Raw genomic sequence first — 24,375 nt, forward strand, 5'->3', positions numbered from 1 at the left:
ATGGGCTTTCGCCTGTCGAAAATCTACACCCGCACCGGTGACAAAGGCGAAACCGGCCTGGGCGATGGCCGCCGTGTGCCCAAGGATCACCCCCGCATCGAGGCCATTGGCGAGGTCGATACGCTGAACAGTCAGGTCGGCGTGTTGCTGGCCGGGCTGATAGCCGAACGCGAGACCTATCCGGGACTGAATGAACTGATCGAGGTGTTGGCGCCTTGTCAGCATCGCTTGTTTGATTTGGGTGGCGAGTTGGCGATGCCGGAGTATCAGGCGTTGAACGCGGCGGAAATCGAACGGCTGGAAGCGGCGATCGATGTGTGGAATGAAGAACTGGGGCCGCTGGAGAATTTCATTCTTCCGGGCGGGTCGATGCTGATTGCGCAGGCGCATGTGTGCCGCAGCCTCGCGAGAAGTGCCGAGCGGCGTTGTCAGCATTTGAATGCGCTGGAACCGTTGGCCGGGGTTGGGCTGGCGTATATCAATCGGTTGTCGGATTTGTTGTTTGTCGCGGCGCGGTTGATTGCGCGGCGGCAGGGGATTGCGGAGATTCTCTGGCAGCCGGCGGCAAAGCCTGCAGAAATCTAGCGCCTGACAGATCGCCTTCGCGAGCAGGCTCGCTCCCACATTTGATTGCATTCCAACTGAAGAAATCCGATCAACTGTGGGAGCGAGCCTGCTCGCGAAGAGGTCAGCAGCCTTTACAGAGAATCAGGCCAGAACGCGCGGATCCCCGCCACACCTTGAGCCCCGCACTTCCAGGCTTTTTCGCACTCCGCCGGACCAACCCCGCCCAACAGAAACACCGGTTTGCTGAAGCTTTCAATCAACGCCCCAGCCTGTTCCCAGCCAAGCGGCTGCGCATCCGGGTGCGTCAAGGTCGGCTGCACCGGCGACAGGGTCACAAAATCCACGCCCATCTGTTCCGCCAGCGCCAGTTCTTCAGCGTTGTGGCACGACGCCGCCAACCAGCGCTCCGCCGGTAACGGCCGCCCCGCCGCCGCGTATTTGCGCAGCTGAGCAGCGGTGATGTGCCAACCGGCAGACGGGAAATCGCCGAGCCACTCGAACGGCCCTTTGATCATCAACTGCGCCTTGCCCGCGCACAGCCCGGCCGCATCGACAGCCAGATCGCGATACTTGGGGTCATAGCCGTTCGGCGCGCGCAACTGGATCAGTTTGATCCCACCGGCAATCGCCTTCTGGATACCGCGCAGTAGAGCCGGGGTTTCCAGATCCTCAGGGGTAATCAGGTACTCCGCCGGCAAACGCGCCGCCGCAACGATCGGCTGGTTGGCGGCCGGGAACTCGTAGCTCACCAGTTCCTTCGCCGTGACCCAGGCCAACGGCTGCCCTTCGGCACCGTGCGGCTCGCCAGTGAAGGCCGAGACTTCCCAGACATCCAGCAACACCTGTTTGTCGGGATAATCGTGACGCACTTTGATCAGCGGCCGGGCTGAGCCAACGACGATGCCCAACTCTTCTTGCAGCTCACGGGCCAGTGCGCTTTCGACCGACTCGTCGGCCTCGACCTTGCCGCCGGGAAACTCCCACAGACCACCCTGATGCTGGGTGTCGGCGCGGCGGGCGATGAGGATTTTGCCACTGTCGTCACGAATGACCGCAGCGGCGACGTGTACACGTTTCACGGATTCAACTCCTCCAGTCCAGCCTTTTGCCACGCTTTGAAGGCGGGCCATTGGTAGACGGTTTCAACATAGGCTTCGTCGGCGGCCGGCAACTGCACCTGGTAAGTGCGCAGACGCACGGCAATCGGTGCGAAGAAGGCATCGGCCAGACTTACCCGACCGAACAGGTACGGCCCGCTCTCGGTCGCGGCGGCGCGGCATTCGGCCCACAGCGCGAGCATGCGCTCGATGTCGACCTTCACTTCTGGCGGCACCGGGTTCAGCGGTGCGTCATGGTTGAGGTTGAAGGGCATGTGATTGCGCATGGCGAAGAAGCCGCTGTGCATTTGTGCGCAAGCGGATCGGGCCTGGGCGCGGGCGTAAATATCGCTCGGCCAGAGTTGCTCGGACGGGAACTGCTCGGCGAGGTATTCGGCGATGGCTAATGAGTCAGCGATGGTCCCGCGCGAGGTTTGCAGCAGCGGCACCTTGGCGGTCGGCGAGTGCTTGAGCAGCAGTTCGCGGGTGTCGGGCTTACCGAGTTTGATCAGCTCTTCGCTGTAGGGTGCGCCGGTCAGCTCAACGGCCAGTGCGGCACGCAGGGACCAGGAGGAAAGCAGTTTGTCGCCGATGATCAGGTGCAGGGACATGGGTGTGGCGCCTTTTCGTCAGTGGAGAAACCTGGAGACTTGCATTCTTTGAGCTGCCGCCTTCGCGAGCAGGCTCGCTCCCACATTGGATCGTGTTGTCACAAATCCCCTGTGGGAGCGAGCCTGCTCGCGAAAGAAGCGACCCGGTCTTGGATCAGGTGCGGTATTCGGCGTTGATCTTCACATATTCATGCGAAAGGTCAGTGGTCCAGATGGTTTCGCTGCAATCGCCGCGACCCAGTTCGATGCGGATAGTGATCTCTTCCTGCTGCATCACCGCCGAGCCTTGGGCTTCAGTGTAGGTCGCCGCACGGGCGCCACGGCTGGCAATGCACACGTCGCCGAGGAATACGTCGATCTTGCTCACGTCCAGATTCGGCACGCCGGCACGGCCGACAGCAGCCAGGATGCGGCCCCAGTTCGGGTCGGAGGCGAACAGCGCGGTTTTGATCAGCGGCGAGTGCGCCACGGTGTAGCCGACGTCGAGGCATTCCTGATGGTTGCCGCCGCCATTCACTTCAACAGTGACGAACTTGGTTGCGCCTTCGCCGTCACGCACGATGGCCTGGGCCACGTCCATGCACACTTCGAACACCGCTTGCTTCAACTTGGCGAACAACTCGCCTTCGGCGCGGGTGATTTCCGGCAGTGCAGCCTTACCGGTGGCAATCAGCATGCAGCAGTCGTTGGTCGAGGTGTCGCCGTCGATGGTGATGCGGTTGAACGACTTGTTGGCACCGTCGAGCATCAAGTTGTGCAGCACTTCGCGGGAGACTTTGGCGTCAGTGGCGATGTAACCGAGCATGGTCGCCATGTTCGGGCGGATCATGCCCGCGCCTTTGCTGATGCCGGTGACGGTGATGGTCACGCCGTCATGCGCGAACTGGCGGCTGGCGCCCTTCGGCAGGGTGTCGGTGGTCATGATGCCGGTGGCGGCAGCTTCCCAGTTGTTTTCCGACAGGTCATCGAGTGCGGCTTGCAGCGCGCCTTCGATCTTCTCGACCGGCAGTGGCTCGCCAATCACACCGGTGGAGTACGGCAGGATCTGCTCGGCAGCAACGCCGGTCAGCTCGGCCAGTCTGGCGGTGGTGCGCTCAGCGGCGGCCAGGCCTGGCTCGCCGGTGCCGGCATTGGCGTTACCGGTGTTGGTCAGCAGGTAACGCACAGCGTTCTGCACGCGCTTCTTCGCCAGGATTACCGGCGCGGCACAAAAGGCGTTCAACGTGAACACACCGGCCACGGTCGAACCTTCGGCGCAGCGCATCACAACGACATCCTTGCGCCCGGGGCGCTTGATGCCGGCCGAGGCGATACCGAGTTCAAAACCGGCAACCGGGTGCAACGTTGGCAAAGGACCAAGACCAACAGCCATGAATGCGCTCCTTACTCAATGATGTCAGCACCGCCACGCGCAGTGACGGTGGTTTAAATGGCAAAACGCCGCGACGGCAGGAGCCGGTCGCGGCGCGGGTATTTCAGCGATTGAAACGGGTTTTACTGGATCTGCCCGTGGCAATGCTTGAATTTCTTGCCCGAACCGCAGTAGCACAGCTCGTTGCGGCCCAGCTTCTGCTCGTTGCGCACCGGCGCGGTGGCGAGGGCTACATCGACCTCTTCACCCAGTACTTCCGGTTGCTCCAGACCTGGCGCTTCGGCGTGTTCGAACTGCATGCGGGCGGCCAGTGCTTCGGCTTCCTGACGCAGACGTTGCTCTTCGGCTTCCGGATCTTCGCGACGCACCTGAACGTGCGACAGCACACGGATCGAGTCGCGCTTGATCGAATCGAGCAGCTCGGAGAACAGCGTGAACGACTCGCGCTTGTATTCCTGCTTCGGATTCTTCTGGGCGTAGCCACGCAGGTGGATGCCGTGACGCAGGTGATCCATGGTCGACAGGTGGTCTTTCCACAGGTCATCCAGCACGCGCAGTACGATTTGCTTCTCGAACGAGCGCAGTGCGTCGGCACCGGCCTGGTCTTCTTTCTCGTTGTACGCCGCCATCAGCTCGGTCATGAGCTTCTCGCGCAGGGTTTCTTCGTACAGGTGATCGTCTTCGTCGAGCCACTGCTGGATCGGCAGTGTCACGCCGAAGTCGCTGGCAATCGTAGCTTCCAGACCGGCCACGTCCCACTGCTCTGGCAGCGACTGCGGCGGAATGTGCGCGCTGACGGTGGCGTTGAGCACGTCCTGACGGAAGTCGGCGATGGTCTCACCGATGTTGTCAGCGGCCAGCAACGTGTTACGCATGTGATAGATCACTTTACGCTGTTCGTTGTTGACGTCGTCGAACTCGAGCAGTTGCTTGCGAATATCGAAGTTACGGCCTTCAACCTTGCGCTGTGCCTTCTCGATCGCGTTGGTCACCATGCGGTGCTCGATCGCTTCGCCCGGCTGCATGCCCAGGGCTTTCATGAAGTTCTTCACCCGGTCAGAGGCAAAAATGCGCATCAGGCTGTCTTCCAGCGACAGGTAGAAGCGGCTGGAACCAGCGTCACCCTGACGGCCGGCACGGCCACGTAACTGGTTGTCGATACGACGCGATTCGTGACGCTCAGAAGCGATCACCTGCAAACCGCCCGATTCCAGCACTTGCTGGTGACGCTTCTGCCAGTCGGCCTTGATCTGAGCGATCTGCTCAGGGGTCGGGTCTTCCAGCGAGGCGACTTCAACCTCCCAGTTACCGCCCAACAGGATGTCGGTACCACGACCGGCCATGTTGGTGGCGATTGTCAGTGCGCCCGGGCGACCGGCCTGCGCAATGATCTCGGCTTCTTTTTCGTGGAACTTGGCGTTGAGAACCTTGTGCTCGATGCCTTCCTTCACCAGCAATGCGGACATGTGCTCGGAAGTTTCGATGGTGGCAGTACCCACCAGCACCGGACGACCGGCCGCCATGCTTTCCTTGATGTCCGTAACGATCGCCGCGTATTTCTCTTCGGCGGTGAGGAACACCAGGTCGTTGAAGTCTTTACGCGCCAACGGTTTGTTCGGCGGAATGACCATGACTTCCAGACCATAGATCTGGTGGAATTCGAACGCTTCGGTGTCAGCGGTACCGGTCATGCCGGACAGCTTGGTGTAAAGACGGAAGTAGTTCTGGAACGTGGTAGAGGCCAGGGTCTGGCTCTCGGCCTGAATGTTCAGACCTTCCTTGGCTTCGATGGCCTGGTGCAGGCCTTCGGACAGGCGGCGACCCGGCATGGTCCGGCCGGTGTGTTCGTCGACCAGTACGACCTGACCGTCCTGCACGATGTATTCGATGTTGCGGTTGAACAGCTTGTGCGCACGCAGACCGGCATATACGTGGGTCAGCAGGCCCAGGTTATGCGCCGAATACAGGCTCTCGCCTTCAGCCAGCAGGCCGACGCGGGTAAGCATGTCTTCGATGAACTGGTGACCGGCTTCGTTGAGTTCGACCTGACGGGTCTTCTCGTCAACGGTGTAGTGACCAGCCTTGGTGACTTCGCCTTCAACTTCTTCAACGTGCAGTTCCATCTGCGGGATCAGTTTATTGATCTCCATGTACAGCTTGGAGCTGTCCTCGGCCTGACCGGAGATGATCAGCGGGGTGCGCGCTTCGTCGATGAGAATGGAGTCGACTTCGTCGATCACGGCAAAGTTGAGTTCGCGCTGGAATTTTTCTTCCATGCTGAACGCCATGTTGTCGCGCAGGTAGTCGAAACCGAATTCGTTGTTGGTGCCGTAGGTGATGTCGGCGGCGTAGGCCAGACGTTTCTCTTCCGGCGGCTGGAACGGCGTCACGACGCCGACGGTCAGGCCGAGGAATTCATACAGCGGACGCATCCAGTTGGCGTCGCGGCGGGCCAGGTAGTCGTTCACCGTCACAACGTGCACGCCCTTGCCGGACAGTGCGTTGAGGTAAACGCCCAGGGTTGCCACGAGGGTTTTACCCTCACCGGTGCGCATTTCGGCGATCTTGCCTTCGTGCAAGGTCATGCCACCGACGAGTTGCACGTCGAAGTGGCGCATACCCATGATGCGCTTGCCGGCTTCGCGGGCGACCGCAAAGGCTTCTGGCAACAGCTTGTCGAGGGTTTCCCCTTTGGCGATGCGGGCCTTGAACTCATCGGTCTTGGCGCGCAATTGATCGTCCGAAAGGGCCACCATTTGCTCTTCGAAGGCATTGACGAGCTGCACCGTCTTGAGCATGCGTTTGACTTCACGCTCGTTCTTGCTTCCAAAAAGTTTCTTTAACAAAGGCGCAAACATATCGGCAGGATCTTCCACACTAAAGGGATGGAGGGCGGCCCCGTGAGCGTCGCCCGTGCAGCCCTCATGGCCGCATGCGAACGAGCATTCTACCCGGAAACGTAAGTGAGGAAAGTGGCGATGTTCCACGATGCTGGCACTGCGCTTTGACGGGGCTCACTTAAAATAGGGGCGTTTTGCTCAACTTCAAGTCATACAAGGCAGAAGTTAGTCGTTGATTTAATGGGTAAAGCGGGGGCAAAAGCAATGGGCGAGTGATTTCGGCCTTTCTGCTACCATGGCGTTTCTGTTACTTCAGGTGTTCGATCATGGCATTTCGCCCTCTTACGGCCAGAGCACCCGCCGTTCTCCTGCGCGAAGCCAAGCCGCTCAAAGCCATCCTCGGCCATGCCCAACGACTGGGTCATTTGCAGCGCCTGCTCGAAAGCCAACTGCAACCTGCCGCCCGCGAACACTGCCATGTCGCCTCGTGGCGCGAAGGCAGTTTGCTGCTGATCGTCACCGATGGTCACTGGGCCACACGCCTGCGCTACCAGCAAAAACGCCTGCAGCGGCAATTGCAGATGTTCGACGAGTTCGCCAGTTTGACGCGGATTCTGTTCAAAGTGCAGCCGCCGACGGTTCAACGCGGGGCAGCCGGGCACACGATGGATTTGTCCACGGAAGCTGCGGCGACGATTCAGGCCACGGCGGACGGGATCACTGATCCGGGTTTGCGCGCGGCGCTGGAACGTTTAGCGGCACACGCCAAAGACAAGTCCTGACTTCTATTCTGAATCTTCATGCAATACCAATGTGGGAGCGAGCTTGCTCGCGAAGAGGCCGTGTCAGACGACATCTATGTTGAATGACAGGCCGCCTTCGCGAGCAAGCTCGCTCCCACAGGTTTTAACGGCGTTTGCTGCCACCGAGCAATGAGCCCATCAAACCGCGCACCAATTGCTTGCCGAGGTTATTGGCGGCCTGACGCATCGCCGACTTCAGCGCCTGACCCGCGGCGGTACCCAGGAACTCCCCAGCCCTGTCGGCGAGGCTTGGTTCTTCAACCGCAGGCTTGCCGGCGGGTGCCTCGGCTTCAGGCGCCAGGCCTTTACGTCCCATGAGAATTTCATACGCCGACTCACGATCGATCGGCTTGTCATAGCGGCCCTTGAACGGCGATCCGGCAATCAGCACGGTTCGTTCGGTCTCGGTTAGCGGCCCGATTCGCGATTGCGGTGGCGCCACTAGTACGCGCTGAACCATTTCCGGCGTGCCTTTCTCGGTCAGCGTGCCGACCAGCGCCTCACCAATCCCCAACTCGGTCAGCACCGACAGGCTGTCAAATGCCGGATTCGGCCGGAAGCCGTCCGCTACCGCGCGCAGGGATTTCTGCTCTTTGGCGGTAAAGGCGCGCAAGCCATGCTGAATGCGCAGGCCAAGCTGCGCCAGCACGTCATCGGGCAAGTCCGCCGGCGACTGGGTGACGAAATACACGCCCACACCTTTGGATCGAATCAAGCGTACTACTTGCTCCAGCCGCTCCTGCAAGGCCTTGGGCGTATCGCCAAAGAGTAAATGCGCCTCATCGAAAAACAGCGCCAGCAGCGGTTTATCGGCATCGCCGCGCTCGGGCAATTGCTCGAACAGTTCAGCCAGCAGCCACAACAGGAACGTTGCGTAGACCTTCGGCGCCTCGTGCACCAGTCGGCTGGCGTCGAGTAAATGGATGCGCCCACGGCCATCCGCCGCCGGTTGCAGAATGTCTTCGAGTTGCAGTGCCGGTTCGCCAAACAAGGCTTCGGCGCCCTGCTGTTCCAGCGTCGCCAGGCGGCGCAACAACGCCTGACTGGAACCGGTGGTCATCAACGCCGCGTCTTCGCCCAATAGCTGCGGGTTTTCCTTGAGGTGATTGAGCAGCGCTTTCAGATCCTTCAAGTCCAGCAGCAACAGGCCTTCGCGATCGGCGACCTTGAACGCTGCGTAGAGCGCTGACTGCTGGCTGTCGGTCAGCTCCAGCAGACTGCCGATCAGCAGCGGCCCCATTTCGCTCAACGTGGTGCGCAGCGGATGACCGGACTCGCCGTGGATATCCCACAGTGTCACCGGATAAGCCTGCGCTTTGTAGTTGAGCCACGGCATCCCGGCAATGCGCTCGGCTACTTTGCCCTGCGGGTTGCCGGCCGCACCGAGGCCGCACAGATCGCCCTTGATGTCAGCGGCAAATACCGCCACGCCAGCGTCGCTGAACGCCTCGGCCAGACGCTGCAAGGTGACGGTTTTACCAGTACCGGTAGCGCCGGCAACCAGCCCGTGGCGGTTCGCCAGGCGCATGGCCTGAGCAATCTGTTGCCCCGCGAGGTCGGCGCCGATTACGAGTTGCGATGAGTCAGGCATTTTGTCACCCAATGGTTAATCTTTGATTGCGCATGGCCGATACACAAAGGTGAGAGCCCGACCACAAGTCAGGCCGGACATTTCCCTAAGGAGAGACGGAAATATCAGCTTGTTTTCACCGTTGCCCATTTCGCGCGCCTCTATAAAAGCACGCCCTGGACATTAAGACCTTAGCGGAACCCCAAGCCATGAACAAAAATCTGCGCTTCAGCCATAAAATTTTGCTTGCCGCCGCCCTCATCGTCATCGCTGCCTTCGCCTCGTTTACCTTGTACAACGACTGGCTACAGCGCAATGCGATCCGCGATGACCTGAACAACTATCTCAACGAGATGGGCGAAGTCACCGCCGGCAATATTCAGACCTGGCTTAGCGGCCGTATTCTGCTGGTCGAGAACGCTGCCCAGAACATTGCCATCAATCCCGAACCTGCCAACGTCGCGAGCCTGCTGGAACAGAAAACCCTGACCTCGACGTTCATGGCCACCTATCTGGGCGATGCCACCGGGCACTTCACCATCCGCCCGGACACGAAGATGCCGGACGGTTTCGATCCGCGCGTGCGCCCTTGGTATAAAGGTGCCGAGAGCAGCAGCACCTCGACCCTGACCGAACCGTACATCGACGCCGCCACCGGCCAGTTGATCATCTCCATCGCCACCGCGTCGAAAAAGGCCGGCCAGAGCGTCGGTGTGGTGGGCGGTGACCTGAGTCTGCAATCGCTGGTCGACACCCTCGCCGCTCGGGATTTCGACGGCATGGGTTATGTGTTCCTGGTCAGCGCCGACGGCAAGATCCTCGTCCACCCGGACAAGGCTCTGGTGATGAAATCCCTGAAAGAAGCCTATCCGCAGGACACCCCGCGCATCAGCAGCGACTTCAGCGAAGTCACCGTCGACGGCAAGACCCGCATCGTCACCTTCGCGCCGATCAAAGGCCTGCCGTCGGTGAACTGGTACATCGGTCTGTCGGTGGACAAGGACAAGGCCTTTGCGATGCTCAGCCAGTTCCGCACTTCGGCGGTCATCGCCACAGTCATCGCGGTCGCGATCATCCTCGCGCTGCTCGGCATGCTGATCCGCATTCTGATCCAGCCGCTGCACGTCATGACTCGCGCCATGGAAGACATTGCCGACGGCGAAGGCGACCTGACCAAACGCCTGACCATCGTTAACAACGATGAATTCGGCGTGCTGGGCACCGCATTCAACCGCTTCGTCGAGCGTATTCACGGCTCGATCCGCGAAGTGTCGTCGGCCACCGGGCAAGTCAACGAAGTCGCCCTGCGGGTGGTCGCTGCGTCGAACTCGTCGATGTACAACTCCGATCAACAAGCCTCGCGCACCAGCAGCGTTGCCGCCGCGATCAATCAGCTCGGCGCCACCGCGCAGGAAATCGCCCGCAACGCCGCACAGGCCTCGAATCAGGCCAGCGATGCGCGTGGTCTGGCTGAAGACGGCCAGCAAGTGGTGGATCGCAGCATTAAAGCGATGAATCAACTGTCGAGCATGCTCAGCGCATCGAGCAGCAACATCGAGTCGCTGAACAGCAAGACCGTGAACATCGGCCAGATTCTTGAGGTGATCACCAGCATTTCCCAGCAGACCAACCTGCTGGCGCTCAACGCCGCGATTGAAGCGGCACGTGCCGGTGAGGCCGGCCGTGGTTTCGCCGTGGTGGCGGATGAAGTGCGCAACCTGGCGCACCGCACCCAGGAGTCGGCGCAGCAAGTGCAAACCATGATCGAGGAGCTGCAGGTCGGCGCCCGTGAATCGGTGAGCACCATGAGCGACAGCCAGCGCCACAGTCAGGACAGTGTCGAAATTGCCAACCTGGCCGGGGAGCGCTTGAACAGCGTAACGCAGCGCATTGGCGAGATCGACGGGATGAACCAGTCGGTGGCCACGGCGACGGAGGAGCAGACCGCTGTTGTGGAGTCGATCAACGTCGACATCACCGAGATCAATACGCTGAACCAGGAAGGTGTGGAGAACTTGCAGGCGACGCTGCGGGCGTGTTCGGATCTGGAGCAGCAGGCTTCGCGTCTGAAACAGCTTGTGGGTAGTTTCCGGATTTAAGATCAAAAGCCTACCCCCTCACCCCAGCCCTCTCCCCCAGGGGGGCGAGGGGAAAAGGGAGCCGATCTTCATGCTGTTCAAAACCTGAGTTCGACTGAAGACGTTCAGGTCGATGAATCAAGCCCAGACACCTCGGTCAGTCCCCTCTCCCTACGGGCGGTCCGACGTTTCGGGAGGGTTAGGGTGAGGGGCTCTTCCGCTCTGAAGCTCTTCAGCCCCACCGCGCAATCCCGACCGAACATCTATTCCTGATAAAGGTCAACCAAGGGAGAACCACGCAGCGGAGGCTTGATCACCGTGCATATCGCCGACATCACCATGTTCTACGCCCCGGCCAGCGGTGGCGTGCGCACTTATCTGGATGCCAAACATCGCCGGCTGGGAGTCAAACCCGGCATTCGTCACAGCCTGCTGATTCCCGGCGCGCACTTCGGTGAGCACGACGGCGTTTACACGGTCCCCGCCCCCGCCCTGCCCTTCGGCAAAGGTTATCGCTTCCCGCTGCGCCTCGCGCCTTGGCGAAATGTCCTGCAGAATTTGCAGCCCGATCTGATCGAAGTCGGCGACCCTTACCTGACAGCCTGGGCCGCGCTGGATGCGCGGCGACAACTGGATGTGCCGGTGATCGGTTTTTATCATTCGGACCTGCCGCTGCTGGTCGGCAATCGTATGGGCCATTGGGTTACGCCGAATATCGAGGCGTATGTCACCCGGCTCTACGGCAACTTCGACCGAGTCCTGGCGCCAAGCCAGGTGATGGCTGACAAACTCAGCGGACTGGGCGTGCGCAATGTCTTCGTGCAGCCCTTGGGCGTGGACCTGCAAACCTTTCACCCCGATGCCCACGACCGCAATCTGCGTGCTGAACTGGGCATCGCCGAAGACACACGCCTGCTGATTTTCGCTGGACGCGGCTCGAAAGAAAAAAACCTGCCAGTGCTGCTCAAGTGCATGAAACGCCTCGGCCCGCGTTATCACCTGCTGCTGGTCGGCTCATCGATGCCCGCCGTGGTGCCGGATAACGTCAGTGTGATCGATGAATTCTGTCCGGCCGCGCGAGTCGCGCAGTTGATGGCCAGTGCCGATGCGCTGGTGCATGCCGGCGATCAGGAAACCTTCGGACTGGTGATTCTTGAGGCCATGGCCTGCGGCATTCCCGTTGTCGCCGTGGCGGCGGGGGCCTTTGAAGAAATCGTCACGGAGTCCTGCGGCCTGCTCTGTGCGCCGAACAACCCGCAGGCGATGGCCAATGCCGTGCGCGAGCTGTTCAGTCGTGGTTGCGTGAGACTCGGCCAACAGGCGCGCAGGCATGTTGAGCAACATTACGCCTGGGATACGGTGGTCGACAGCCTGCTCAGTCACTATCACGCCGTCCTCGGCCACGCACTGCCACGGGTGGCCAATGGCTGAGTCGGTGAATCACCCTGCCGTGTTGCTGGTGCTGCACGATGTGGCGCCCTCGACATGGGCGGATTACCAGCCGTTTGTCGAGGCCGTCGACGCAATGGGCCATGTGCCGATGACTTGGCTGGTGGTGCCGGACTTCCATCGACGCAACGCCCTGCAGTCTCACCCGACGTTTCGGCGAATGCTCGATGAGCGCATCGCCCGTGGCGATGAACTGGCTCTGCACGGCTATTTTCATGACGACCAGGAGCCCGGCCCGACGACCCCGCGTGACTGGTTCATGCGCCGGATCTACACCCATGAAGGCGAGTTCTACGGTTTGCCCCATGAAACTGCCCTCGCCCGCCTGCGCGCTGGCATCGAGTTGTTTCAGCGCTGCGACTGGCCATTGCACGGCTTCGTCGCTCCGGCGTGGCTGATGAGCGACGGCACCCGGCAAGCCCTGCGCGAGCTTCCACTGAGCTACACCAGCGATCCAAAGCATCTTTATCGCTTACCGGACTTCACCGCCATCGACGCCCCCGGTCTGGTCTGGAGTGCCCGCAGCGCCTGGCGCCGTGGCTTGTCAAAAATAGTCAGTGAACAGCGCGAGCAGCGCTGGCGCCAGGCGCCGGTGATTCGGCTAGGCTTGCATCCGGTGGACATGCGCCATCGTTTCTCCCGTGATTACTGGTTGCACACCCTTGAACGATTGCTGGCGGAAGGACGCGTACCGATGACCAAAATGCACTGGCTCGCTCAACAGCGCGGTCTATTGGAACGCGCCGCATGAGTCGATGCATCCTGCTATTGATCGGCCTGCTCGCGGCCGTGCTGATTCCGGTTGTGCTCGGTGGCAGCGAAACCTGGGTGCGCCTGCAAAGCTTCCCGTTGCAATGTTTACTGGTGATGTTCGGCATGATCCTGCTGTGCTGGGGCATCAATACCCTGCGTTTGCGTTTGTTGCTCGGCGATCAACGTGACCGCGTCACGCCGCTGAAAAGTCTGGGCGTGGTCATGGCCGCCGAATTCGCCTACTGCGCGACACCCGGTGGCAGTGGCGGGCCGCTGACAATCATGGCCCTGCTGGCCCGATCAGGTGTGCGCCCGGCGCGGGGCAGCGCGGTGTTTGCCATGGATCAGCTGAGCGACTTGCTGTTCTTTCTCTGCGCCCTGAGCGGGATTCTGATTTATGCGCTGTTTCAGCATCTGAGCGATCGACTGGAGTGGCTGCTGACCGTCAGCGCCGTGTCGTTGTTTGGCGGTCTGTTCAGTTGCGTGCTGGTCGCGCGCTACCACCGCTCATTGATTCGACTGAGTGGGCGCCTGTTGGCAAGGGCCAGCGTCAAGGTCAGCACCCGGCGGCGCTGGGCGCGCAAGTTGCTGCACTTTCTCGCGGCTTTTACCGACACGCTGAAGTTGCCCTGGCAGACACTGGTCAAGGTTTTCGCCCTGACATGCGTGCATTGGCTGCTGCGCTACAGCGTGTTGTATCTGGCGGTACGCGGTCTGGGCGCAGACTTGCAGTGGGCCTGGAGTTTTCTGGTGCAGATGCTGTCACTGGGTGCCGGGCAATTCAGTCTGCTGCCGGGTGGCGCGGGGGCGGCGGAACTGACATCGGCGGCACTGTTGGCGCCGATGATCGGGAAATCCACCGCAGCGGCGGCGATTCTGATCTGGCGGGTGGTGACTTACTATTTCTATCTATTGGTGGGTGGCCCGGTGTTTCTATTGATGCTCGGGCGACCGTTGCTGAAGAAACTGATGAATGTCAGGCAGGCTTCTTAGGTTCGTCCCGATCCTCTTTGAGTTGTTCCCACAACTCGGCGGCGCCGGGAAACTCAGTGCCATCTTCCGGGCTCATGTCCTCCGGGTCATAACGGCTCAGGCAACCTTCACCGAGGGTTTCTGGGGCTTTGGATGTGGCTTTGTCCAGTGGATCGCTCATGAACTTTTCCTCGGACTTGAATAAAAAAGGCCTGAGCGATTGAACGCCCAGGCCCTGGTTTTTTCAAGCCTGCGTAGTTTGAATCAGAACACCACAGTCTTGTTGCCATGCACCAGCACGCGGTCTTCGAGGTGGTAGCGCAGGCCACGAGCCAGCACCATCTTCTCGACGTCACGGCCGAAACGCACCATGTCTTCGATGCTGTCACTGTGGCTGACGCGGACCACGTCCTGCTCGATGATCGGGCCGGCGTCCAGCTCTTCGGTCACGTAGTGGCAGGTTGCGCCGATCAGCTTCACGCCACGCATGGAAGCCTGGTGATACGGCTTGGCGCCGACGAACGACGGCAGGAAGCTGTGGTGAATATTGATGACTTTGTGTGCGTATTCACGGCACATGTCCGGCGGCAGGATTTGCATGTAGCGCGCCAGCACCACCACTTCAGCATCGTGCTGTTTGACCAGACGCGACACTTCGTCGAAGGCCGGTTGCTTGTCCTGTGGATTGACCGGGACGTGGTAATAAGGAATGCCGTGCCATTCGACCATGCTGCGCAGGTCGTCGTGGTTGGAAATCACGCAGGAAATTTCGCAGTCCAGCTCGTCGCTGTGCCAGCGGTGCAGCAAGTCAGCGAGGCAGTGGGATTCGCGGCTGGCCATCAGCACAACGCGCTTTTTCTGCTCGGTGTCGGTGATGCGCCAGTCCATCGAAAACTCTTCGGCGATCGGCGCAAACTTCTCGCGCAACACTTCGATACCGAAAGGCAGCGAATCGGCACGAATTTCGTGACGCATGAAGAACCAGCCCACTTGATTGTCCGAGTGGTGGCTCGCTTCGGTGATCCAGCCGTTGTGGGCTGCCAGAAAATTACTGACTTTGGCAACAATGCCAACGCGGTCCGGGCAAGAAATCACCAGCCGAAAAGTGCGCATGAGGGGGAAACTCCAGAACTTCGCAAAGGCCGCCATTCTAGCGGCTGCGGGGGAAAACTGCAGTATTGATCAACACGGTTGCACGACAGGCCCGGCGCTACAGGTGCTTGATGGAGTAACCGTCAACCTGGCGCTGATCCTGCGGCATCGCTTGATCAGACAACTGTGAATATCTGTGATGACTGGATCACACTATTTAACTGAATATTCAATAGAACGCAGTTTCTCGTAACTAATTTAAATAAAAACCCCGGTTAAATGTTTACTTGATGAAACAGCCTGACTATTATTGCGGCACTGTCCCCCTGCCATCCCGCACTCTACTAAGGTAGTAATCATGTCCTTGATCAACGAATACCGCGCCACCGAAGAAGCTATCAAAGAGCTGCAAGCCCGTTTGAAGAACCTGTCCCAAGACGACAAACTGCAAACCGAGCTGGAATTCGAAGGCAAACTGCGCACCCTGATGGGCGAATACTCCAAGTCCCTGCGTGACATCATCGCGCTGCTGGACCCAGAGTCGAAAACCAAAGCACCACGCGGCGGCGCAGTAAAAACTACCGGTACCAAGCGTGCCCGCAAAGTTAAACAATACAAAAACCCGCACAACGGCGAAGTCATCGAAACCAAAGGTGGCAACCACAAAACTCTGAAAGAGTGGAAAGCCAAGTGGGGCGGTGACGTGGTGGAAGGCTGGGCTACCCTGCTGGGCTAAGCCGCAACGCCTTCGCAGAGCGATCCGCGAAAAAACAAACGCCAGCGAATGCTGGCGTTTTTTTATGCCCGGCATTTAAGCCCGGTCATGTTCGATTTCAAAGATTCAAACGTTTGCGCAATGCCTGGACATAATTCTGCCATTCATTGAGCACCTCACTCTGCATCGGCGTGGCATTAATCGACCATTGCTCGGCCGCCTCGGTAAAAGATTTCAAGGTATTCGGTGCGCCGAACTCAGGCGTGGACAAACGCTGCTGACAAAATATTCTCCAGCGCTCTTGCTCTTCGAAATTCAACGTCTCGGGAAAGTTACGTGCGCGATATCGAAAGAGTAATTCTGGCAAACGTTCGTCATCGAAAGGCCATTGCTCTTGCGCTAGTTGTGCCGGGTCGGCGCTCCTGACTTGCTCACATAGGCGCCGGTCGCGGTCGCCGATAAATCCGTCGTACAACTGTTGTTCGGGATCCTCGCTCGGCGTGAAATCTTCACTGGCATAAATTGTCGCAACTTTATCTTTCCAGACTTGTTGTGCGTCAGTTAGCCGCAGTGCTCGCTGCTGATACAGCGCCATGTCCAGACCCAGACGCTGCTGATCCTGCTCACGCAAAACTGCAAGCGGCGCCACCACCGGGCAACGGTTGATGTGAATCAGCTTGAGCGGTACCGGCAACTCGCCTTCCAGCAAATCATCACGACGCGTGTACAAACGCTGGCGCAGGGTCTGCGCGTCGAGATCCAGCAAACCCTGCGGGTCGAGGTGCAGGTCACAGACGATCAGCGCATTGCGGTTTTTCGGGTGCCATGCCAGTGGCAGCACCACGCCGACATAACTGCGCGCCGCCGAGAAACGCCCGGAAATATGCACCAGGGGCTGCAACAGGCGAATCTGGTCCATGACTTTCTGCTTGCTGCGCAACTGAAACAGCCAGTCATACAGTTTCGGCTGTTTTTCGCGAATCAACCGCGCCAGCGCAATGGTGGCGCGCACGTCTGACAAGGCTTCGTGGGCGTGGCCATGATCGATATTGTTCGCCGCTGTGAGGCGTTCGAGCTTGAGCGTCACCCGGCCTTCGTCATCGGTCGGCCAGACCAGACCGTCAGGACGCAATGCATAGGCAGCGCGCACCACATCGATCAGATCCCAGCGACTGTTGCCGCCCTGCCACTCCCGGGCGTAAGGGTCGAAGAAGTTGCGATACAGGCTGTAACGGGTCATCTCGTCGTCGAAACGCAGGGTGTTGTAACCCGCGCCGCAGGTGCCGGGGGCGGCCAGCTGAGCGTGAACCCGGGTCATGAAATCCGCCTCGCTCAAGCCCTTTTCGGCGAGCTGGCTTGGAGTAATGCCGGTAATCGCGCAAGCTGCCGGATGCGGCAGGATGTCTTCGCTGGGCTGACAGTAGAGATTCACCGGCTCGTCGATTTCATTGAGCGCATGGTCGGTGCGAATCCCGGCCACCTGCAACGGGCGGTCGTTGCGCGGATTGATGCCAGTGGTTTCGTAGTCGTACCAGAAGATTGAAGTCACGGGCGGTTCCTGAACTGAAGATCGGCGAAGTCTAGGCGCTCGACCGCCGTCGCGGCCAGCCTTGAAACATTCAAACACCTTGCGGCGATCGCTGTGCAATACATAGTTATGTCGTTTTCCCCCGAGAGGCTGCTAGCATCGACCTCACTTGCACCCCGAACAGGCGAACATCAGGTAGCCCATGCTCGAGCCCACAGCACCGCCAAGGAAAGCACCGCTGGCCCCACCGCTGGATACGCGGCATCAGGTTGAAACGCCGGAAGGCATCGATCTGCCGTTGCGGCCGGCCGGGTTGATGGTTCGTGCCGTGGCTTTTGCCATCGATCTGGGTATTCGCGGCCTGATCATGGGCGTGCTGTTCATCGCCCTGGCGTTTCTCGGCAAGCTCGGCATCGGTCTCGGGTCGCTGCTGCTGTTCGCGATCAGTTGGTGGTACATGGTGCTGTTCGAAGTACTGCGTCAGGGCCGCTCGCCGGGCAAACAATGGATGGGGCTGCGCGTGGTGCACGACGACGGCACACCGGTCGGCTGGTCGGCCTCGCTGCTGCGCAACTTGCTGCGCTTTGTCGATCTGCTGCCCTTCGGCTACTTCCTCGGCGCGCTCAGTTGCCTGCAACACCCGACCTTCAAACGCCTCGGCGACATCGCGGCCGGCACCCTGGTGGTCTACAGCGAACGCCCGTTGACCCGACCGCAACTGCCTGATGCACAACCCCGGCGCTCGCCGGTCACCCTGACGCTCGCAGAACAACGCGCCGTGCTTGGCTTTGCCGAGCGCCAAGGTGAATTATCGCCAGCACGGGTCAATGAGCTGGCTGCCTTGCTCGCCCAGCCATTGCATATTTCCGCACCCAAAGCAGTCGTTGAGCTCAACGGCATCGCTCGCGGTTTGTTGGGCCCGACATGAAACAAAGCCTTTTCGAAACGAGCCACAAGGCCGAATGGGAGCGTTTTGCGCTAGCCCTCGAACGCCTTGAGCGCGGCAAGGATACCTCGCAAGTCGCTGGTTTCCCCAAGGCCTATCGCAGGCTTTGCCAGCATCTGGCGTTGGCCCAGGAACGTGGCTATAGCAGTTTCCTCATTGATTCGTTGCAACAACACGTGCTGCGCGGGCATCAGCAGTTGTACCGCCATCGCAGCCGCCTCGGCGCCAACCTGTTGAGTTTCATCCTTGCCGACTTTCCGCGTCTGGTACGCGCCGAATGGCCGTTTGTGCTGGTGGCGAGCTTGCTGTTCTTCGGCAGCCTGATCAGCGTCGGCGTGTTGGTGTTTGTGTTTCCCGAGCTGGTCTACAACCTGATCCCCGCCGATCAGGTTCGTGAGATGCAAGGCATGTACGACCCGGTCGCCGGCCACCTCGGGCGCCCCGCCGAACGCGCGGCCAGCGAAGACTGGGTGATGTTCGGCTATTACGTGATGCACAACATCGGCATCGCTTTTCAGACCTTTGCCAGCGGCTTGCTGATGGGCGTGGGCAGCGCGTTCTTTCTGTTCTACAACGGCATGGTCATCGGCGCAGTGGCCGGGCACCTGAGCGAGATCGGTTTTGGCCAGACCTTCTGGTCATTCGTCATCGCCCACGGTGCCTTTGAACTGACCGCCATCGCCCTCGCCGGGGCGGCCGGTCTGGAGCTCGGCTGGGCGCTGGTTGCCCCCGGACGGCTGACCCGCAGCGAAGCGCTGCAACGGGCGGCGCGCAAAAGCGTGTTGCTGGTGTGCGGCGTGATGTTGTTTCTGTTAATTGCCGCGTTCATCGAAGCCTATTGGTCATCGAAAACCAGTGTCACGCCACTCACCAAATACCTGGTTGGCGCCGGGCTGTGGGCATTGGTCGCGCTCTATCTGCTGTTCGCCGGAAGGACACGCCATGCGCCTGAGTGATGCCACCGTGGTGATCCGCCCGCGCACGACCTGGGAAGCCATGGACCTCGGCGTGCTGATGAGCCAGCAACATCGCCGTCTGCTGATGACCAGTTGGGCGATCGTCACTCTGCCGCTGTTCGCCTTGCTCAGCCTGTTGTTCCGGGATTCACCGTCACTGGCGGTGTTTATATTCTGGTGGCTGAAACCGGCGTACGAACGACTGCCGTTGTACATCCTGTCGAAAGCGCTGTTTGGCGAAACGCCAACACTCAAGCAAGCCCTGCGCGAATGGCCGCGCCTGCTCAAACCGCAACTGCTGGCCAGCCTGACCTGGCGCCGCCTGAGTTTGAGCCGCAGCTTCTTGCTGCCGGTGGTGCAACTCGAAGGCCTCGACGGCAATGCCCGGCAACAACGCCTGCAGGTGCTGCTGCAGCGCAACGCCGGCGCCGCGCAATGGCTGACTATCATCGGCGTGCATCTGGAGACCGCGCTGTGGATTGGCCTGATGGTGCTGTTCTACCTGTTGCTGCCAGAGCAGATCGAGACGGATTGGGACTGGCAATCGCTGATAATCGCCGCGGATCACGATTGGCGCTGGCTCGAACACCTGACCAATGCCTTCTATGCGCTGGTGCTGGTGGTGTGGGAGCCGATTTATGTCGCCTGTGGCTTCAGTCTTTATCTGAACCGCCGCACACAACTGGAAGCGTGGGACATCGAGCTGGTGTTCCGGCGCTTGCGTCAACGTCTCAACAGCGGTGTATTGGCGGTGCTGCTGGCGGTCTTTCTGTTGCTGCCGAATGTACCTTCGGTGTGGGCAGCCGAGCCGGATGACAGTCCACAGGCAGCGCGTTTGTTGAATCAGCCGCTCACCAGTCAGGCATCTCGGGACAGCATCAAGGCGTTGCTCGAACAACCGCCGTTCAAGAACAAGGAATCGGTCACCCGCTATCGCTTTGGCGAAGACCCCGCAGCACCCGCCAAAGCGCAGCAACCCGGCGAAGCACCGCAATGGCTGAAAACCCTGCTGGGCTGGCTCGACGGGCAACACCTCAACCTGCTGGCGAAGATCATTGAAGTGTTGTTGTGGGGCACACTTTTGGCGGCAATCGGCTGGGTGATCTGGCGTTATCGCGAGTTCCTGCAAACCTTCGTCAGCCGCCGCCCGAGACTGCCTGCCAAGCCGCAACGCGCGTTGCCACAGCAGGCGTTCGGTCTGGACTTGAACCGCGACACCTTGCCTGACGACATCGCCAGCAGCGCCGAACAACTCTGGCAAAGCCAGCCCCGTGCAGCGCTGGGCTTGCTGTATCGAGGATTGCTCAGCCATCTGCTCCACGATTTCGATCTGACCCTGAAACCCGCCGACACCGAACTTCAGGTGCTGGCGCACATCGAGAAATTACAGCGTCCCGAACTGCTCGCTTTCAGCCGCAGCCTGACCGCACACTGGCAAAACATGGCTTACGGTCATCGCGTGCCGGCACCGGCTCTGCAACAAGAGTTGTGCGATGGCTGGCGCGGTTTGTTCGGCCAGGGAGCCGCCCGTTGAGTCGCCGCACATTGTCCTGGCTCGCGGCGTTGATCGCCCTGCTGCTGGGCGCGTTAAGCGTTTTCCTCTACCTCAAGGCCGAGCCTTATCAGGAAGAAATCGATCACGGCCCCTCGCCCGCCGCGCAAGCCAATCCTTATCTGGCGGCCGAGCTGTTTTTGCGCGAACGTGGCTTGAATGTCGGTCATGCCGAAAGCCTCGCGGTGCTCCCGGACACTGATCCACGCCGTCATACATTGCTGTTGTTTAACGACCGCTCGCAAATGCCCCCGCGTCAGGTCGATCAGGTGTTGAACTGGGCACGCGCCGGCGGGCGCCTGGTGTTTGTCGCCGAATCACTGTGGGATGAGCAGACCCGACAGAGCAACGACCTGTTGCTCGACAGGGTGCAACTGCATCAATCCCTGAGCAAGGATCTGAAAGACTTACCCACAGACGCTGAACCAGAGCGCTTCCCGCAACTGACCAAACTCTATCTGGAAGACGAAGACGCACCGGCCTACGCCGGCTTCGACACCGACTTCCACCTCGACGACCCGAAGAATCTCGCGCAAGCCTGGGCCAACAGCGCCAAGGCCACGCACATGATGCAACTGCCCTACAGCCTGGGCACGATCACCGTGGTCACCGATGCCGAGTTGTGGAAGAACAAAAGCATCAGCCAATACGACAACGCCTGGCTGCTCTGGTATTTGAGCGCCGACACCGACGTCACCTTGATCTACAACACCGCGCACGATGGCCTGTTGACCTTGCTCTGGCGCTACTTCCCGCAAGCCATCGTTGCCCTGCTCGCGTTGCTCGGTCTGTGGCTGTGGCATGTCGGTGTGCGCCACGGCCCGCTTCAGATGCCGACCCCGAACGGGCGGCGACAGTTGCAGGAACACCTGCGCGCCAGCGCCGATTTCCTGTTGCGCCACAACGGCCAGCAAGCGCTGCTGCAAGCACTGCAACAGGATGTGCTGCGTCGCGCCCGCCGCCGCCATCCCGGCTTTGACCAATTGAACGTTGCCGAACAATGGCTGGCGTTGGCGCGCCTGACCCGGCAACCCACCCGCGCTATCAGCCAGGCCCTGAGCCCGGTGCCGAACCGGCGGCTATCCAGCGCCGATTTCTGCCGCCAGGTCGCCCACCTGCAAACCCTGAGGAACACGCTATGACCGAACAGATCGAGCCCGGCAGCGCCAGCCACGCCGCCCAGCAACGCCAGCGTGCCAGCCAGTTGGCGCAAGCGGTGCGCGGTGAATTGCAGAAGGCCTTGATCGGCCAGAATCAGGTGATCGACGACGTGCTGACAGCGCTTATCGCGGGTGGCCACGTACTGCTCGAAGGCGTCCCGGGGCTGGGCAAGACCCTGCTGGTACGTGCCCTGGCCCGCTGCTTCGGTGGCGAATTCGCGCGGATTCAATTCACTCCGGATCTGATGCCCAGCGACGTCACCGGCCACGCCGTTTACGACTTGCAAACCGAGCAGTTCAAACTGCGCAAAGGTCCGCTGTTCACCAACCTGTTGCTAGCCGACGAGATCAACCGCGCACCGGCGAAAACCCAGGCTGCCCTGCTCGAAGCGATGCAGGAGCGTCAGGTCACGCTCGAAGGTCGCGCCCTGCCGATCGCACAACCGTTCATGGTGCTGGCCACGCAAAACCCGATTGAGCAGGAAGGCACCTATCCCCTGCCGGAAGCCGAACTCGATCGCTTCATGCTCAAGGTGCGCATGGACTATCCCGATGCCGATCAGGAGCTGAACATGGTGCGTCAGGTGTGTCGCTCGACCCGTGCCGACATGCTCGATGTGCAACCGCTGCGCACCGTATTGCAAGCCAAGGATGTGCAAGCCTTGCAACGCATCGCCAGTGATTTGCCGCTGGACGACCAGGTCCTCGACTACGCTGTGCGCCTGGCGCGCAGCACCCGCACCTGGCCGGGTCTGACCCTTGGTGCCGGGCCGCGCGCCTCGATTGCGTTGGTGCGTTGCGCCCGCGCCCGTGCGTTGTTGCGCGGCGGTGAGTTCGTGATTCCCGACGACGTCAAGGGTTGCGCGCTGGCCGTGCTGCGCCATCGCGTACGCATCGCCGCGGAGCTGGACATCGAAGGTTTGCAGGTCGATCAGGTATTGCAGCAATTACTTGATCAGATCCCGGCGCCGCGTCTGTGAAACCCTCGCGCCTGCTGTTGATCTGGCTGGCCGTGCTGCTGGTCATCGGCATTGTGCTGGGGACATTGCGGGCACTGCAGATCGATATCCCGGCCAGTCTGATTTCGATCAACTGGGGGTTGCTGCTGGCACTGTTGGCCTTGGCGGTGCTGGATGCGCTGCGCCTCAAACGTCTGCCGACGCCGCGCATCACACGTCAGATGCCCGGCAGTCTCGCCCTCGGACGTTGGGGCGAGGTGCGCCTGGAAGTCGAACATGACTTTACTGCGCCGATGCACATCGAACTGTTCGACCACCCACCGGAAGGCTTGAGCTTCGAACACCTGCCGCTCTCGATTGAATTGCAACCGGGCCAGCGCAGCCTGCTCGGCTATCGCCTGCGCCCGCTCAAACGCGGTCATTTCAGTTTCGTCCACTGCGAAATCAACCTGCCCAGCCCCTTGGGATTATGGTCAGGCAAACGCCTGCTCAGCGTCAGCGACCAGACCCGCGTCTATCCCGACTTCGCCCGGCTCTACGGTGGTGAACTGTTAGCGGTGGACAACTGGCTCAGCCAGCTCGGCGTACGCCAACGGCAACGTCGCGGTCAGGGTCTGGAATTCCATCAACTGCGCGAATTCCGCGAAGGCGACAGCCTGCGCCAGATCGACTGGAAAGCCACCGCGCGCCAACGCACGCCGATTGCCCGCGAGTATCAGGACGAGCGCGATCAGCAGATCATTTTCATGCTCGACTGCGGCCGGCGCATGCGCAGCCAGGACGATGAACTGTCGCACTTCGATCACGCACTCAATGCCTGCCTGCTGCTCAGTTATGTCGCCCTGCGTCAGGGGGATGCGGTGGGGTTGAGTACGTTTGCCGGCGACTTACCCCGCCATCTCGCACCCGTCAAAGGCACGCAGCAATTGAACGTGCTGCTCAACGCGGTTTATGACCTGGACAGTACGCAACGCCCTGCCGACTACCAGGCCGCCGTCAACCAACTATTGGCCCGGCAAAAACGCCGGGCGCTGGTGGTGCTGGTGACCAATTTGCGTGATGAGGATGATGAAGAATTGCTGAATGCGGTTAAACGCCTGAGCGCGCAACACCGGGTGCTGGTGGCGAGCCTGCGCGAAGACATGCTCGAAAGACTACGTATCGCACCGGTGCAAACACTGCCCGAAGCCCTGGATTATTGCGGGACGGTGAATTACTTGAATGAGCGGGCAGAACTCCATGAGCGCTTGAGTGCTCATGGGGTTCCGGTGCTGGATGTTCAACCTATTGAGTTGGGGGCTGGATTGGTAGCGCAATATTTAAGCTGGAAAAAGGCCGGTAGCTTTTGATAGAAA

The 24,375-nt window shown here is 60.4% G+C and carries 21 protein-coding genes; 13 read left to right on the plus strand and 8 right to left on the minus strand.

The window, feature by feature from the left end; all coding sequences use genetic code 11:
* Window positions 1–585, plus strand: a complete 585-nt coding sequence (locus tag L8H52_RS19075) for a cob(I)yrinic acid a,c-diamide adenosyltransferase (protein ID WP_242208167.1) — start codon at window positions 1–3, stop codon at window positions 583–585.
* A 113-nt stretch (window positions 586–698) separates the two neighbouring features.
* Here L8H52_RS19075 and L8H52_RS19080 read toward each other — a convergent pair whose 3' ends face one another.
* The 4 genes from L8H52_RS19080 to secA form a co-directional block, all read right to left on the minus strand.
* Entirely contained in the window at window positions 699–1,646 is a 948-nt protein-coding gene (locus tag L8H52_RS19080; protein ID WP_242208166.1) for a Nudix family hydrolase, read from the minus strand.
* Entirely contained in the window at window positions 1,643–2,275 is a 633-nt protein-coding gene (locus L8H52_RS19085) for a glutathione S-transferase family protein (protein WP_242208165.1), read from the minus strand. The genes L8H52_RS19080 and L8H52_RS19085 overlap by 4 nt, the downstream gene beginning before the upstream one ends.
* A gap of 154 nt (window positions 2,276–2,429) precedes the next feature.
* Window positions 2,430–3,647 (minus strand): bifunctional glutamate N-acetyltransferase/amino-acid acetyltransferase ArgJ, encoded by a 1,218-nt coding sequence (argJ, locus tag L8H52_RS19090; protein WP_242208164.1) that lies wholly within the window; start codon window positions 3,645–3,647, stop codon window positions 2,430–2,432.
* A gap of 122 nt (window positions 3,648–3,769) precedes the next feature.
* A complete protein-coding gene (gene secA, locus L8H52_RS19095; protein WP_242208163.1) occupies window positions 3,770–6,505 on the minus strand; it encodes a preprotein translocase subunit SecA in 2,736 nt (911 codons plus the stop codon).
* A gap of 308 nt (window positions 6,506–6,813) precedes the next feature.
* On the opposite strand from secA, the gene L8H52_RS19100 reads away from it, so the two are divergent.
* A complete protein-coding gene (locus L8H52_RS19100; RefSeq protein WP_077574296.1) occupies window positions 6,814–7,269 on the plus strand; it encodes a DciA family protein in 456 nt (151 codons plus the stop codon).
* 124 nt (window positions 7,270–7,393) lie between these two features.
* Here the strand turns inward: L8H52_RS19100 and L8H52_RS19105 are convergent, their stop codons facing one another.
* On the minus strand, window positions 7,394–8,881 hold the full coding sequence (locus L8H52_RS19105; protein ID WP_242208162.1) for a helicase HerA-like domain-containing protein: 1,488 nt from the start codon (window positions 8,879–8,881) through the stop codon (window positions 7,394–7,396).
* Window positions 8,882–9,069: 188 nt separating this feature from the next.
* On the opposite strand from L8H52_RS19105, the gene L8H52_RS19110 reads away from it, so the two are divergent.
* The 4 genes from L8H52_RS19110 to L8H52_RS19125 all read left to right on the plus strand — a co-directional run bounded on the left by L8H52_RS19110 (window position 9,070) and on the right by L8H52_RS19125 (window position 14,133).
* Window positions 9,070–10,959 carry a methyl-accepting chemotaxis protein gene (locus L8H52_RS19110; RefSeq protein WP_242208161.1) on the plus strand — a complete coding sequence of 630 codons (1,890 nt, stop codon included), beginning with the start codon at window positions 9,070–9,072 and terminating at the stop codon, window positions 10,957–10,959.
* 297 nt (window positions 10,960–11,256) lie between these two features.
* A complete protein-coding gene (locus L8H52_RS19115) occupies window positions 11,257–12,369 on the plus strand; it encodes a glycosyltransferase family 1 protein (RefSeq protein WP_242208272.1) in 1,113 nt (370 codons plus the stop codon).
* The gene (locus L8H52_RS19120) at window positions 12,362–13,138 is read left to right on the plus strand and encodes a DUF2334 domain-containing protein (RefSeq protein WP_242208160.1); all 777 of its coding nucleotides are present in this window, start codon (window positions 12,362–12,364) and stop codon (window positions 13,136–13,138) included. The genes L8H52_RS19115 and L8H52_RS19120 overlap by 8 nt, the downstream gene beginning before the upstream one ends.
* The gene (locus L8H52_RS19125) at window positions 13,135–14,133 is read left to right on the plus strand and encodes a lysylphosphatidylglycerol synthase transmembrane domain-containing protein (protein ID WP_242208159.1); all 999 of its coding nucleotides are present in this window, start codon (window positions 13,135–13,137) and stop codon (window positions 14,131–14,133) included. Before L8H52_RS19120 ends, L8H52_RS19125 begins: the two co-directional genes overlap by 4 nt.
* Here L8H52_RS19125 and L8H52_RS19130 read toward each other — a convergent pair.
* Window positions 14,117–14,293: a hypothetical protein gene (locus tag L8H52_RS19130; RefSeq protein WP_242208158.1), complete on the minus strand. Its 177-nt coding sequence runs from the start codon at window positions 14,291–14,293 to the stop codon at window positions 14,117–14,119. The genes L8H52_RS19125 and L8H52_RS19130 overlap by 17 nt on opposite strands.
* An 83-nt stretch (window positions 14,294–14,376) precedes the next feature.
* Window positions 14,377–15,225: a formyltetrahydrofolate deformylase gene (gene purU, locus L8H52_RS19135; RefSeq protein WP_011335666.1), complete on the minus strand. Its 849-nt coding sequence runs from the start codon at window positions 15,223–15,225 to the stop codon at window positions 14,377–14,379.
* 337 nt (window positions 15,226–15,562) lie between these two features.
* Here purU and mvaT point away from each other — a divergent pair, with 337 nt between their 5' ends.
* On the plus strand, window positions 15,563–15,940 hold the full coding sequence (gene mvaT, locus L8H52_RS19140; protein WP_007933316.1) for a histone-like nucleoid-structuring protein MvaT: 378 nt from the start codon (window positions 15,563–15,565) through the stop codon (window positions 15,938–15,940).
* A gap of 97 nt (window positions 15,941–16,037) precedes the next feature.
* Here mvaT and sbcB read toward each other — a convergent pair whose 3' ends face one another.
* Window positions 16,038–17,468 carry an exodeoxyribonuclease I gene (gene sbcB, locus L8H52_RS19145; protein ID WP_242208157.1) on the minus strand — a complete coding sequence of 477 codons (1,431 nt, stop codon included), beginning with the start codon at window positions 17,466–17,468 and terminating at the stop codon, window positions 16,038–16,040.
* 181 nt (window positions 17,469–17,649) lie between these two features.
* On the opposite strand from sbcB, the gene L8H52_RS19150 reads away from it, so the two are divergent.
* From L8H52_RS19150 to L8H52_RS19175, 6 genes are read left to right on the plus strand one after another with little or no spacing between them, the layout of a single operon-like run.
* A complete protein-coding gene (locus L8H52_RS19150; RefSeq protein ID WP_242208156.1) occupies window positions 17,650–18,375 on the plus strand; it encodes an RDD family protein in 726 nt (241 codons plus the stop codon).
* Window positions 18,372–19,349 (plus strand): stage II sporulation protein M, encoded by a 978-nt coding sequence (locus tag L8H52_RS19155; protein ID WP_242208155.1) that lies wholly within the window; start codon window positions 18,372–18,374, stop codon window positions 19,347–19,349. Before L8H52_RS19150 ends, L8H52_RS19155 begins: the two co-directional genes overlap by 4 nt.
* Window positions 19,336–20,883, plus strand: a complete 1,548-nt coding sequence (locus L8H52_RS19160; RefSeq protein ID WP_242208154.1) for a DUF4129 domain-containing protein — start codon at window positions 19,336–19,338, stop codon at window positions 20,881–20,883. Before L8H52_RS19155 ends, L8H52_RS19160 begins: the two co-directional genes overlap by 14 nt.
* Window positions 20,880–22,043, plus strand: a complete 1,164-nt coding sequence (locus tag L8H52_RS19165; RefSeq protein WP_242208153.1) for a DUF4350 domain-containing protein — start codon at window positions 20,880–20,882, stop codon at window positions 22,041–22,043. Before L8H52_RS19160 ends, L8H52_RS19165 begins: the two co-directional genes overlap by 4 nt.
* Entirely contained in the window at window positions 22,040–23,041 is a 1,002-nt protein-coding gene (locus tag L8H52_RS19170; RefSeq protein ID WP_242208152.1) for a MoxR family ATPase, read from the plus strand. The genes L8H52_RS19165 and L8H52_RS19170 overlap by 4 nt, the downstream gene beginning before the upstream one ends.
* A complete protein-coding gene (locus tag L8H52_RS19175; protein WP_242208151.1) occupies window positions 23,038–24,369 on the plus strand; it encodes a DUF58 domain-containing protein in 1,332 nt (443 codons plus the stop codon). Before L8H52_RS19170 ends, L8H52_RS19175 begins: the two co-directional genes overlap by 4 nt.
* The last annotated feature ends 6 nt before the right edge of the window (window positions 24,370–24,375 follow it).

It is taken from the genome of Pseudomonas sp. CROZ-RG-20F-R04-15 (assembly GCF_022662375.1).
Classification (GTDB): Bacteria; Pseudomonadota; Gammaproteobacteria; order Pseudomonadales; family Pseudomonadaceae; genus Aquipseudomonas.

What these genes read in the sequence shown, in the direction of transcription:
- L8H52_RS19105 (WP_242208162.1), bottom strand. Translation starts at nt 8,881, where the DNA reads ATGCCTGACTCATCGCAACTCGTAATCGGCGCCGACCTCGCGGGGCAA.
- L8H52_RS19125 (WP_242208159.1), top strand. Translation starts at nt 13,135, where the DNA reads ATGAGTCGATGCATCCTGCTATTGATCGGCCTGCTCGCGGCCGTGCTG.
- L8H52_RS19085 (WP_242208165.1), bottom strand. Translation starts at nt 2,275, where the DNA reads ATGTCCCTGCACCTGATCATCGGCGACAAACTGCTTTCCTCCTGGTCC.
- secA (WP_242208163.1), bottom strand. Translation starts at nt 6,505, where the DNA reads ATGTTTGCGCCTTTGTTAAAGAAACTTTTTGGAAGCAAGAACGAGCGT.
- L8H52_RS19120 (WP_242208160.1), top strand. Translation starts at nt 12,362, where the DNA reads ATGGCTGAGTCGGTGAATCACCCTGCCGTGTTGCTGGTGCTGCACGAT.
- mvaT (WP_007933316.1), top strand. Translation starts at nt 15,563, where the DNA reads ATGTCCTTGATCAACGAATACCGCGCCACCGAAGAAGCTATCAAAGAG.
- purU (WP_011335666.1), bottom strand. Translation starts at nt 15,225, where the DNA reads ATGCGCACTTTTCGGCTGGTGATTTCTTGCCCGGACCGCGTTGGCATT.
- L8H52_RS19150 (WP_242208156.1), top strand. Translation starts at nt 17,650, where the DNA reads ATGCTCGAGCCCACAGCACCGCCAAGGAAAGCACCGCTGGCCCCACCG.
- L8H52_RS19160 (WP_242208154.1), top strand. Translation starts at nt 19,336, where the DNA reads ATGCGCCTGAGTGATGCCACCGTGGTGATCCGCCCGCGCACGACCTGG.
- L8H52_RS19100 (WP_077574296.1), top strand. Translation starts at nt 6,814, where the DNA reads ATGGCATTTCGCCCTCTTACGGCCAGAGCACCCGCCGTTCTCCTGCGC.
- L8H52_RS19170 (WP_242208152.1), top strand. Translation starts at nt 22,040, where the DNA reads ATGACCGAACAGATCGAGCCCGGCAGCGCCAGCCACGCCGCCCAGCAA.
- L8H52_RS19110 (WP_242208161.1), top strand. Translation starts at nt 9,070, where the DNA reads ATGAACAAAAATCTGCGCTTCAGCCATAAAATTTTGCTTGCCGCCGCC.
- L8H52_RS19075 (WP_242208167.1), top strand. Translation starts at nt 1, where the DNA reads ATGGGCTTTCGCCTGTCGAAAATCTACACCCGCACCGGTGACAAAGGC.
- argJ (WP_242208164.1), bottom strand. Translation starts at nt 3,647, where the DNA reads ATGGCTGTTGGTCTTGGTCCTTTGCCAACGTTGCACCCGGTTGCCGGT.
- L8H52_RS19155 (WP_242208155.1), top strand. Translation starts at nt 18,372, where the DNA reads ATGAAACAAAGCCTTTTCGAAACGAGCCACAAGGCCGAATGGGAGCGT.
- L8H52_RS19130 (WP_242208158.1), bottom strand. Translation starts at nt 14,293, where the DNA reads ATGAGCGATCCACTGGACAAAGCCACATCCAAAGCCCCAGAAACCCTC.